This is a genomic window from Peribacillus frigoritolerans (assembly GCF_040250305.1).
GTDB lineage: Bacteria > Bacillota > Bacilli > Bacillales > DSM-1321 > Peribacillus.
This window is the reverse complement of the sequence record NZ_CP158190.1, coordinates 2,499,257-2,511,280: the sequence shown is the minus strand read 5'-3', so window position 1 is coordinate 2,511,280 and position 12,024 is coordinate 2,499,257. Positions and strand designations below refer to the sequence as shown.

Annotated in this window: 9 protein-coding genes; 4 read left to right on the top strand and 5 right to left on the bottom strand. The window is 40.9% G+C overall.

Annotated features, from left to right (window positions below):
- Positions 1-53: 53 nt before the first annotated feature.
- Genes ABOA58_RS12305 through ABOA58_RS12295 form a run of 3 tightly spaced genes read right to left on the bottom strand, consistent with a single transcriptional unit; the run spans position 54 to position 3,683 of the window.
- The gene (locus ABOA58_RS12305; RefSeq protein WP_350302517.1) at positions 54-1,166 is read right to left on the bottom strand and encodes a Ger(x)C family spore germination protein; all 1,113 of its coding nucleotides are present in this window, start codon (positions 1,164-1,166) and stop codon (positions 54-56) included.
- On the bottom strand, positions 1,163-2,257 hold the full coding sequence (locus tag ABOA58_RS12300) for a GerAB/ArcD/ProY family transporter (protein ID WP_350302516.1): 1,095 nt from the start codon (positions 2,255-2,257) through the stop codon (positions 1,163-1,165). Before ABOA58_RS12300 ends, ABOA58_RS12305 begins: the two co-directional genes overlap by 4 nt.
- Complete coding sequence (locus ABOA58_RS12295; protein ID WP_350302515.1) at positions 2,229-3,683, bottom strand: spore germination protein; 1,455 nt, start codon at positions 3,681-3,683, stop codon at positions 2,229-2,231. The genes ABOA58_RS12300 and ABOA58_RS12295 overlap by 29 nt, the downstream gene beginning before the upstream one ends.
- Positions 3,684-3,955: 272 nt before the next feature.
- On the opposite strand from ABOA58_RS12295, the gene ABOA58_RS12290 reads away from it, so the two are divergent.
- From ABOA58_RS12290 to ABOA58_RS12275, 4 genes are all read left to right on the top strand, one after another.
- Positions 3,956-5,416, top strand: coding sequence for a spore germination protein (locus ABOA58_RS12290; protein ID WP_434547790.1), 1,461 nt, complete (start codon positions 3,956-3,958; stop codon positions 5,414-5,416).
- A gap of 18 nt (positions 5,417-5,434) precedes the next feature.
- The gene (locus tag ABOA58_RS12285; protein ID WP_350302513.1) at positions 5,435-6,526 is read left to right on the top strand and encodes a GerAB/ArcD/ProY family transporter; all 1,092 of its coding nucleotides are present in this window, start codon (positions 5,435-5,437) and stop codon (positions 6,524-6,526) included.
- Positions 6,523-7,608, top strand: a complete 1,086-nt coding sequence (locus ABOA58_RS12280; RefSeq protein WP_350302512.1) for a Ger(x)C family spore germination protein — start codon at positions 6,523-6,525, stop codon at positions 7,606-7,608. Before ABOA58_RS12285 ends, ABOA58_RS12280 begins: the two co-directional genes overlap by 4 nt.
- A gap of 169 nt (positions 7,609-7,777) precedes the next feature.
- Complete coding sequence (locus ABOA58_RS12275; protein WP_350302511.1) at positions 7,778-8,329, top strand: Rid family hydrolase; 552 nt, start codon at positions 7,778-7,780, stop codon at positions 8,327-8,329.
- 110 nt (positions 8,330-8,439) lie between these two features.
- On the opposite strand, the gene cysI is transcribed toward ABOA58_RS12275, so the two are convergent.
- Positions 8,440-10,158 (bottom strand): assimilatory sulfite reductase (NADPH) hemoprotein subunit, encoded by a 1,719-nt coding sequence (gene cysI / locus ABOA58_RS12270; protein ID WP_350302510.1) that lies wholly within the window; start codon positions 10,156-10,158, stop codon positions 8,440-8,442.
- Between the two features lie 26 nt (positions 10,159-10,184).
- Positions 10,185-11,999, bottom strand: coding sequence for an assimilatory sulfite reductase (NADPH) flavoprotein subunit (locus ABOA58_RS12265; RefSeq protein WP_350302509.1), 1,815 nt, complete (start codon positions 11,997-11,999; stop codon positions 10,185-10,187).
- Positions 12,000-12,024 lie beyond the last annotated feature (25 nt).

Sequence of the window (12,024 nt, the reverse complement as noted above, 5' to 3'; positions counted from 1 at the left end):
GAGCATTGACAAAAAAACCTTCCTTTTTGGAAGGTTTTCTTTCATATGAACAGTCACTTTATCCCTCCTTTTGAACCGAAGTCTACGATCCTTAAATCCACTTCATAATTAATGTCAGCTTTACTGAAAATTTCGTCCCATTTCTGCTTATTTTTCTCCCAAAACTTTGGATGCTGATTTTCCACATAACGATACAATCCTGCTACTCCTGTTTTATATTCATGCTGTAATTTGTATATGATTTTCTCGACATCCTTTTTCACTTCATCCTCGGCGACACGCTCAACATCTTTTAAATAGCCTTCCTTAAATGAGTTTTCCTTACCATACCAATCTTCCGAAAGTCTTGCTGTGTACCCGACCTCAATATTGATCGTCAAATGATCACCTTTCAATTCCGTCGTGATCTTCCTCCTTGTCCTATTAATTATTTCAACACTTAAAGGCTCACCGTGTTGGACCGCTTCGATTATTCCGCCCTTTACCTCTCCGTTCAACCAATTTAATGCAGCTATATCCTCATCATTCATGACCCCGACCAACTTTGAATTGTTGATCACCCCTGCACCCTCCAAAATTAATTTCCCACCCCTAATATCAACGGCCTGAATGGCAAAGCTTCCATCTGATTGCAAATTTGAGGATGCTTTGCCCAGTGTTAAAGGCGGAAGTATCTTATTCGTTCTGTTCTCATTATCTTTCAATTCATAGATTACATTCGAAGGGATCTCCCCATCTTCGGATCGTCCCAAAATTTCTTTCGTCGGTCTCTTTGTTAAATAAACATGACAGCTCCTCCTTGTATTATTATCGCGTATTGACTGATTAATGATCGCTTCCATCGGGAATTTCCTTAATACATCTTCATTAATAAGGATGATACGCTGATGATTGGTTAATACCGTATTGGTAATGAGCAATGAATCCCTTATTGCTTCATGCAGCGTTTTGGCACTGACAGAAACATTTTTATATTTTAATTTAGCCTGATTCTCCTGAACACTATTTCCTGGAGGCACCAGAATTTGCTGTGTTAACATTATTTCGTCTTTCTTTTTGCTTTTATCGATCCCCACTCCAACTACAAGGGATAACTCTTCAATATTTTCACTGTCCCAACAGCCTGTAAGCAAAGGAATAAGCAAGATCAACCATAATCTTTTCATCCGCTTCTTCTACTCCTTTTCAATTGAACGATTACGAATGTAATAATTGGCAAGCCAATCAATATAACCGGAAATAGATATCCAAGCAAATCACTCATTTTAAAGATCTCGATTGTATTTTTAGGAACCTTGGCCAGAAAAAATACGACGGGAACCAGTACAATGAGATTAGTCGTATATGAATTGTTAAAAATTTTCGTCAGTCCTTCTGCTGCGAAGTAATAGTAAATCGCATGTGTTAAAAAAAACTGAAGAATCCAAGTGATTAAGAGAAATAGCTCCATACGCTCTAAAAATATGCCTGTTACTTCAAAGGACTGAATAAAAGAAATTGTTGGCCAAGTAACTGCTTTGACTTCCGGGACAGTCAGTGTAGCCACTACCAATACATATGTAATCACATATAAAATCAGCGGTATGAAAAAACCGATTAAAACGCCACTTTTTATCTTGTTTTGATTTTTCACGACGCCAAACAAAAAGATGAAAAGTTCAATTCCAAAAAACGACAAAGTTCCAGAGCCCATTCCTTTCATGACAGGTAGAAGTCCTTTCGCAAGAACAGGCTGGAGGTTTTTTAACTCGACTACCCTGAGACTGAACAAATAAATGAGCAAGACGATGACTATTGTCAAAGGAAGAAAGAAGACACAAGCCTTTGCTATGGCTTTTATTTTGCCTGTCAAAAGATGCACACTCGCTAAAATCATGGAAAGTATCACGATTTCAACCGGGGTTTCCTCCAACAAATAAAACCGGACCATTTCACTCATCGCAAGAACTTCAAAGCTGGCCACGCCTATAAAGTACACCACCACGACCAATCCAATAAGTTTGGAGAGCAACTTTCCATAGGCCTCCTCCATGTATGTGTAATAGTTAGCTACCTTATGTTTTTTTAACAGTACAACAAATAAGCATATCAAAAGGGCAATAGCGATCCCATTTAAGATCAAGACGATCCATCCATCGCTCGATTGGATTTTTTCCGTTATCGTCCTCGGAAGGGTCAGCATTCCAATTCCTAACATGCTGCAAGAAATGATCGCAGCCAATTCGCCACTAAGAATTTTGCCGTCGGACTGGCTCAAAAGAATCCCTCCCCTTTTTCCGCTTCGGTAACCGCAGGAACGCATCCTTCCAGCTCTTTTTACCGATAAAATCCATTGGTTGAAAATAAGGTTCTTGGAAGCTGGTCAATTTCGACAAATGGCTGATAACGATGATAAAGAATAATGTGGTTCCGTATAAACCTAAAACGGCGGCAAAAATCATCGCCCCGAACCTTAATGCCCTGAACGCTAGTCCAAAGCTATATTGTGGTACCGTAAAAGAGGTAATCGTCGTGATCGAAACGATTATGACCATGAGGGAACTTACAATATTGGCTTGAACTGCCGCTTGTCCAATAATGACTCCGCCAACCAATCCAACCGTTTGCCCAATGGGCGACGGGAGCCGAATACCTGCTTCGCGAAGCAGTTCAATCGTTACTTCCATGATGATAGCTTCAACAAACGGCGGAAATGGCACGTTCTCCCTTGTACCCGCGATCGTCATCGCCAGTTCTGACGGAAGCAATCCAGGGTTGAACGAAACCAAGGAGATATAAATCCCTGAAAGAAATACGGTAACAAATAAAGATAAATAGCGAAGTACACGTAAAAATGATCCTGCGACCCATCTTTCATAATAATCATCCGGTGACTGTAGCAGCATCGTTATCGTCGTAGGTGCCATCAGCGCAAATGGCGAGCCGTCAACCATGATGACCACCCTGCCCTCCTGCAATGCAGCCAATACTTTATCGGGTCGCTCCGTATTCTGGATTTGCGGGAAAGGGGTTAACGCTGTATCTTCAATTAATTCCTCAAGCATCCCCGAGTCTTGGAGATCAGTAGCTTTCACTTCAGTTATCCGTTTATTCACTTCTTTTAACAATGAATCGCTAGCTTTTCCTTCATAATAGATCAACGCAACTTCCCGTTTTTCCATCGTCCCGAACTTCTGTTGTTTGACGATTAGGTTTGGATGGTTTGAATATTGCCTTATCAAGCCAATGTTTTCCTGAAGACTTTCGATAAAACCAAGCTTCGGTCCCCGGACAACCCTCTCTGTCGAAGGTTCACCCAGTGTACGGGTTTTTTCCTTTTCCAGATTCAAGACATAACCGTCTACCATTCCATCTATAAATAAAAGCGTTTTCCCGTCAAAAATATGCTCTAAGGCTTTTTCATATGTTTCTACATCCTGTTCCCTGACTGAACAGATTTTGGAAATGACCAGCTGCTCGATAGAAACCGGGTGCGTTGTTTCGACTTGCGCAGCTGATAAATCCAGGACTATATCATTGAATGCACGGTAATCCATCGTTCCATTGACAAATACGAATAATCCCGAAACTTCGTAACCGGGAATGAATATCTGTTTAAAAAATACATCAGCCTGCATATCCAATTCAGATTTCAATTTTTCCTGTTTTTGATCCAATTTAATATGCAAGGGTTTACTTTTCATGGTGAACTCCTTTGGTTAAATGGGTTTTTATTTTTTCAGTTTCCTCTATTTTCAATTTTTTTATGCGAACAGGATATGGAGGCAGCTTTTACACCAATTTATTTAATGATTTTCCTTTCTGAAGCGAGCGACATTAACATCCAAAATGGTTAATTTGTAATTAAATTGCAAATGCTAGGATAATAAGCTTTAGTGCAGAGGTGACAACATTGTTTAACCGCAGAACGTTCAAAAAAAAGCCAAATCAACCAAACGAAAAAAATGATGAATTAATTAAGGTTTCGGAAGTAAGGGATCTATTCAATACCCTATCTTCATCCAATGATTTCATAAACCATCAAGGAACATATAATGGCATAGGCTATTGGGTTTCTTTTTATCGCTCTTTGATCGATGCACAGGTACTTCATGAAAGTGTTCTTTCTGTCATACCTACTCTGGAAACGATAAATTTGGAGCAAATAAAAGAAAACGTTCCTATTGAAAATACACTGATCACCAGTACCAAGGTTGTAATTGAAGAAAGAATCATGAGAGGCGAAATTGCACTTCGTTTAGATGGAAATCTTGATGAATGCCTATTAATCAATGTTGCGTCCCAACAAGGCAGACAAGTTGAGAAACCTGAACTTGAATTTGGAATCATAAGTGCTCAAGAAGCATTTGTCGAGGATCTTGATATCAATCTGAATTTAGTCAGAAAAAGACTTCCTGTCCCTGGTTTGCAAGTAAGTGAAATGACTGTGGGATACTTGTCTAAAACGAAAGTGGCAGTTTTATCGATAGAGGGGATCGTTGATCAGGAAAATGTTGATAATGTTATACAAAGGATCAATGACGTAGAGTTTGATGAAATATTGGACGGGTCCTATCTCGCGCAAATGCTATATGATAATTCAAATACCTTATTTCCCCTTTTTCTAAATACGGAAAGGCCTGATCGCATCGCAAGTGCATTGGCTGAAGGTAAAGTAGCCCTGTTAATCGATAGGTCGTCTTCTGCACTTATTACTCCAACCATTTTGTTGGAATACTTTATCACGATGGAAGATTATAATATGCCATGGATTCCCGCATCTTCATTCCGTTTATTAAGGATATTCGCGGTCGCTTTTTCGATATTTGCCACTCCCATTTATGTAGCCGTGCTGACCTATCATTATGAACTGATTCCTAAAGATCTTTTGGAAACGATCGTCACTTCAAGGAACTTAATACCTTTTCAGCCTTTGATTGAAGCATTATTCCTAGAGATTTCCATTGAGTTATTAAGGGAAGCTGCTGCCCGACTGCCAACAAAGGTAGGTCAGACATTAGGTATCGTCGGCGGTATCGTTATCGGTCAAGCAGCCGTTGTAGCTGGTTTGACCAGTAATATCTTATTGATCATCGTTGCTCTCTCAGCCTTGGCATCATTTGTTACTCCCATTTATAAAATGGGTAATGCCATTCGGCTGCTGCGGTTCCCCTTCTTAATCGGGGCCCAAATTTGGGGGCTGCTCGGCATTACCATAGCAGCCGTGTTTTTGATGACCCACCTTATCAAATTAACATCAATGGGACACCCGTACCTCGAACCGATCTACCCATTTCGCATGCAAGATTGGAAAGACAGCTTTGTTCGGCTTCCTTTTAATCTTTTCAAGTCACGGCCTATAAATTTACGTCCTGATGATATATCCAGACAGCAGCCCAAAAAAGCAAGAATCAAAAAAAATGATTTTAATGAATGATTTAAATGAGGGTCCTATATGAACCAAGCTGGAGTTAATGAAAAGTATAAAGTGTCACCGTTTTATGTATTTTTTTTAGTGCATTCCATGCAAACGGGAATAGGTGTTTTAAGTTTTCAAAGAGTTTTAGCGAAGACAACGGGAACAGATGGCTGGATTTCGATACTACTAGCCGGCCTGACCGTTCATATAATGATTTGGGTCATATATAAAATCTTCAGTATCGTCCCTGGTGATATCATTTCGGCCAATAATCATGCATTCGGAAAATGGATCGGGAATTTCTTCAGTCTATTATTCATTCTTTACTTTTTGATCCTAGGGATGACAGTCATGATTAGCTATATAAATGTCATACATGTATGGATGTTTGAAGAGGTACCATCTTGGGCGTTTTCAGTGGTCTTCCTGGTTTTGATTTATTATATTCATACGGGAGGATTTCGAACAATTACAGGTATTGCCTTTTTAAGCGTCATTTTGACATACTGGCTTTTATTTGTCCTATTCTATGCCATGAAATACTCTGAATTCACCAATTTGCTTCCTGTTTTCCACCACACTCTATTGGATGTATTGAAAGGAACCAGAAGTACTTCATTAACAATGCTTGGTTTTGAAATGATCGTTATGTTTTATCCGTTCATCAAAGATGCTAAAACCTCACAAAAATATGCTCATGGAGGGGCCTTAACAACAACCTTAATAACAGTATTCGTTTATTTAGTTTCAATTGTTTTTTATTCACAAAAACAATTGGAACTGACTATATGGCCGACACTGTCATTGACCAGCATTGTCGAGTTGCCCTTTATCCAGCGATTTGAATATATAGATGTATCTTGGTGGGCCCTCGTCATCATACCCAACATGACCATCCCCTTGTGGGCAGCAAGCCGAGGTTTCAAGCGCATATTCAATGTTCAGCAAAAGTATCCATTATGGGGGATGTCGATTATTATCCTGCTTACGAATATTTTTGTTTTTGATGTCGATTCATTATATATATTGCGTAAAATCATCAATCCATACGGCGCACTCTTTGTTGCTTTATACTTGCCTCTTCTTTTGGTCGTCATCTATATAAAGAAAATGAGGAAACGTTTATGAGAAAATTATTTCTTGTTATATTGGCTTTTCCCCTCCTTTGCAGCTGTGCCGAGCCAAGGGTGGTTGACGAAGTCAATATGTCCCAGGCCATTGGCTACGATATACTGAAAAATGATAATGTCGAAGGAATGTTCGTCATCCCTATCTTCCAACAGGACAAGATGGGTAAATATCAAATCTTAACTGGAACATCGACGACAACGAGTGATGTTCAGGCTGTCGTTTCCAAAAAAGCGGATAAGCCGGTATTGCTTGGACAGACACGCATCATTTTATTCAGCGAGAAAATGGTTCGTGAAATCGGAATGACAGAACTGACCGATTATCTCTACCGTGAGCCGCAACTTGGAAACAGGGTCATTTTGGCCATCGTTGAAGGAAAGGTCAAGAATGTCATAAATACGAAACCACCAAATACGAATGTGAATATTGGAATCTTTTTATCGGATTTGATTAATCAACAAAATGAAACGGGGAACGGACCCGATACTAACCTCCATCTTTTTTTAGGAAACGCTCTAGAAACTGGCGGCGATTCGTATCTTCCTTTAATTAAATTAATTAATAATGAAGTTGCTGTTTCTGGAGTGGCCCTATTTCATGAAAATAAGATGGTCACGAAAGTTCGAACCGATGATATGTTCATTTTCAAGACATTAGTTCAGCATCATAGGCGGGGATTATACAAATTCAAATTAAAAGATAAGAAAGAAAGCGATATCGTAGTGGAAAGTATCCGAAGCGGTTCAAGTTATGAGGTAGCAAGCTCAGAGAAAAATCCCTCTATCACGATTAAGATCAAAATTAAAGGACAAATCAAGGAATCCATGCGCAGTGAAAACCTAACCAATAGAAAGATGATAAAGAAAATTGAAAAGGAAATGGAAGCTGATTTAACCAAGCAAGCAAACCGACTTATTAAAGATCTTCAGAAAAAATCCCTTGATCCGATTGGCCTTAAGGAAAAATATCACGCCAAAAATAAAAAACTGACCTATGAACATTGGAAAAAGATTTATCCGAAAATGGACATTAATGTAGAAACCAAAGTTAATATCATTCAAACCGGGGTCTCAGAATGAATTGTCGATAGGCCATTTAGAAATTCTGCTTCGATCGTAAAAACTACTATCATATATTAAATTAGCCACAAGGTTGCTGGTGAACATCTCAGGTAAAGCCCCTTCTATAGCAGGATAAAACAGAGTTATTTGCCTACTAATGTTTCATAAATAAAAAGGAGCTGACTTTATGAAAACACCTATGAAATCGATCATCGCTGCCTCAGTATTAGGTATAAGTTTAATCGCAGGATTCTCTTTTGCTTCCGCAGAAAACGAACAAGATGAATTGAAATCAGATAAGGTGACCTTCTTTGGGTCTCCAACTTCTGAGATTTCCAGTTCAGTTGCTGTACCTCAAAGTTATAACCGGATATTGTATAGCGGAACAGTAGCTCCTCTTTTAAACAAGGATGGAAAAACCACTTATGAGAGATATGGCAATACAGAAAAGCAGGCAATCGGGATTTTAGAGAAATTAGGAGCAGATCTGAAAACAAAAGGACTTTCCCTTGCTGATGTAACCTATCTGCGTGTGTATGTCGCGCCAGATCCGAACAAAGGAGATGCACCAGACTATCAAGGTTGGTTCGATGCCTATGCTCTGTTCTTTAATACAAAAGAAAATCCAGTGAAAACAGCTCGTTCAACTGTAGGCGTTGAAAGCTTGGTTTCGCAGGACTTTCTCATTGAGATTGAAGCAGAAGTATCCTATAAAAATAACAGCAACTCAAATAAATAGACTATAGATGTGTATGGTCATGATTCAACATATCGGTGTTCTAGGCACTCCGGAAAACCTTTGAATACCAAAAGAGACAGGAAGTTATTCCTGTCTCTCGTTTGTTTTAATCAATCATGAAAATTCGTTCCATCCGTCACTTCTTTGACAATGCCAGCATTGATGACAAAGTCGCCGAAATGCTCTCCTTGCTGACGTTCTTTTGCATAACGGGAAAGAAGTACACGCAGCTCTTTTAATATCTCTTCTTCACCGATGTTTTCACGATACATTTTACTTAATCGGCTTCCGTCGAATGCAGCACCGAGATACATATTATATTTGCCAGGTGCCTTACCGATAAAACCAATTTCCCCGAGTGCATGCCGGGCACATCCATTCGGACAACCGGTCATGCGAATCGTGATTTCTTCGTTCCTCAGGCCGTTTTCATCAACGATGGTCTCGATTTTATCAAGCAGAACCGGCAAATAACGCTCTGCTTCGGCCATTGCCAACCCGCATGTTGGAAGAGCCACACATGCAATCGAGCTGCGTCGGAGCGCAGAATGATGCGCACCATCCGTTAAACCGTATGTTTCAAGCAATTCTATGATCTGTTTCCTTTTCTGGCTTGACACATCTGCAATGATAAGGTTTTGATTGGCCGTCAACCGGAAATCACCCGTATGGATCTTTGCGATTTCGCGCAAACCGGTCATCAGCTTGTAATCATTGATATCGGCAATTCGGCCACCCTCGACAAATAGTGTAAAATGCCATTTTCCTTGCATCCCTTTTACCCATCCATAGCGGTCACCATTATTATCGAAATGATAAGTTCTCTCTTCCTCCAGCTTCCAGCCTAAACGATTTTCCAGTTCATCCTTTACCGCTTGGAGCCCAAGCCGGTCTACCGTATACTTGAACCGGGCATTTTTCCGTACGGATCGGTTCCCGTAATCTCGCTGAATCGTAATGATTTTTTCAGCCACATCCAGTATTTTTTCTGGTTGGCAAAAGCCGATTACCTTTGCTAGTTGGGGATATGTCGCCTTGTCACCGTGGGTCATTCCCATTCCGCCGCCGATCGCCACATTAAAACCAACGAGTTTACCATTTTCAACAATTGCTATGAAGCCAAGATCCTGGGAGTAAACATCAATGTCATTGGATGGAGGTACGGCAATGCCTATTTTAAACTTCCTTGGCAAATAAAGCTTTCCGTACATTGGTTCGACTTCCTCCACTTCAGGAGTACCAACCACTTTTTCTTCATCCAGCCAGATTTCATGGTACGCCCTCGTACGCGGCAATAGATAATCACTCAATTTTTTCGACCATTCATATACTTCAGAATGGATTTCGGATTGATATGGAATCGAATTGCACATTACGTTCCGGTTTACATCTCCGCATGCAGCGATTGTATCCAGCATGGAAGCATGGATTTCCTGAATGGTTTTTTTCATATTCCATTTTAAAATACCATGCATTTGAAACGTCTGTCTTGTTGTCAATTTCAAAGTTCCGTTACCGTATTTCTGAGCGAGGTCATCCATAACAAGCCATTGAGAAGGCTGTGCTACCCCGCCGGCCATGCGGACACGCAACATAAACTGATAGGCAGGCTCCAGTTTTTGTTTTTGACGCTCATTGCGTAGATCCCGGTCATCCTGCAAATAGCTGCCGTGATGTTTCATTAATCGGTTGTCATCATCCGGAATACCGGCGCTGATCCGATCCTGCATCACTTTTCCAAGTGTACCTCGCAAATAATCGCTTTTTTCTTTAATTTGCTCAACATCACTTGGCGGGCCTACTGGTGCTTTTAATAGTGTTTTCACCATGTTGTTATCTCCTTTTCATCCAAATTTCAGTACACATCACGTTGATAGCGTTTATTCTGTTGCATTTCTTCAAGATAAGCCTGCGCATCAGCATGGCTCATATTGCCTTCTTTTTCAATGATCTCAATAAGCGTATTATGGACATCATGTGCCATGTTTTTCTCGTCACCGCAAATGTATAAAGCTGCCCCTTCTTGAAGCCATTCGTATAATTCCCCGCTGTGCTCGCGCATCCGGTTTTGAACATACACTTTTTCATCAGTATCTCGTGAAAAGGCAACATCCATTTTCGTAAGTACACCTGTTTTCAACCACTTTTGCCATTCAGTCTGATAAAGAAAATCCGTCACGAAATGCTGATCTCCGAAAAAGAGCCACGTTTTCCCTTTCGCTTCAGATTCTTCGCGATCCTGGATAAAGGATCTGAACGGAGCAATGCCCGTTCCCGGTCCAACCATGATAATTGGAGTGTCTGGGTTCTCCGGCTGCTTGAAGTTCTGGTTATGCTGAATGTAAACGGGCAGCGTGTCCCCTGGCTGTAATCTGTCCGCACATAAAATGGAGCAGACACCGTTTCTTTCCCGTCCGTGACTTTCATACCGGACAGCTCCGATTGTCAAATGCACTTCATCCGGATATGCGGATAAGCTATTCGCAATCGAATATAGACGGGCTGGCATTTTCCGGAGTATTGATACGAACTCTTGCGCCGATTCACCCCATGAGCCAAAATCACGGACAAAATCAAGCAAATCACGGCCTTCACGATATTCTTTTAATCTTTCTTCATTACCAGGCTTTAAAAGCTCCTTTAAATCCTCGTTACCTGAAAGCTGTGCCGCTTGTTCAATGAGCGATTTTGTCAATACCGTTATTTCAAAGTCAGAGATGAGCGATTCCCTAAGCTGACGAAGTTCTCCCTGCTTATTGACCTTCACGGTTTCTTCAGGGTCCCAATTGAGTTCCGTAAGAAGCATATCCACTAAATCCGAATCATTTACCGGATAAACACCAAGGCTGTCACCAGGTTCGAATGTAAGACCTGAGCCCTCAAGAGATAACTCAAGATGATGTGTCTCTTTATTGGACCCACGGCCGTTCAAATTTATATTTTCCAACACTTCCGCTTTAAACGGATTTGTTCTCGAATACGTTTGTTCACTTACTGAGGCTTTCGCTGCGGGAACTGCAGCAATTGAACTGACTTCCCCTTCACTTAAACTGGAAAGTACTCCTTCCAGCCATTCGCTAGCAGGCTCATCATAATCAAGGTCACAGTCCATTCTCGGAAATAACCGTGTTCCTCCAAGTTCCTCCAAGCGTTTATCGAATTGTTTTCCCGTTTCACAGAAAAACTCATATGAGCTGTCCCCAAGCGCCAATACCGAAAAGCGGAGACCTTCAAGGCTTGGTGCCCTCCTGCCATGAAGGTACTCATGGAAGGACAATGTATTATCCGGCGGATCACCTTCTCCATGCGTGCTAACGGCAATCAGAAGATTTTCGATTTTTTTCAAATTGTTGACTTTAAAGTCACTCATGGATGAAATGGTAACCTGAAAGCCATTACCCTCAAGCTTACTCGCCGCATTTTCTGCCAGCCCTTGAGCATTGCCCGTCTGTGAACCATACAGGATGGTCACCTCTTTTGATATTGTCTTCCCGCCGCTTTGAGCTTCCATTACCGGGGCGTCGGCTGAACTTGTGTTCGAAACTGACAAAGTTGCAGTCAGATAACCGCTCAACCAAATTTTTTGTGTTTCAGTCAAGCTTGGCAGCAGGCTGTTAAGGAGCTCTGCCTGCTCTTGATTAAAGGGACTGTTACTTACCTGAAGTTGCACGATTTCCACCTCACAAAGGATATTA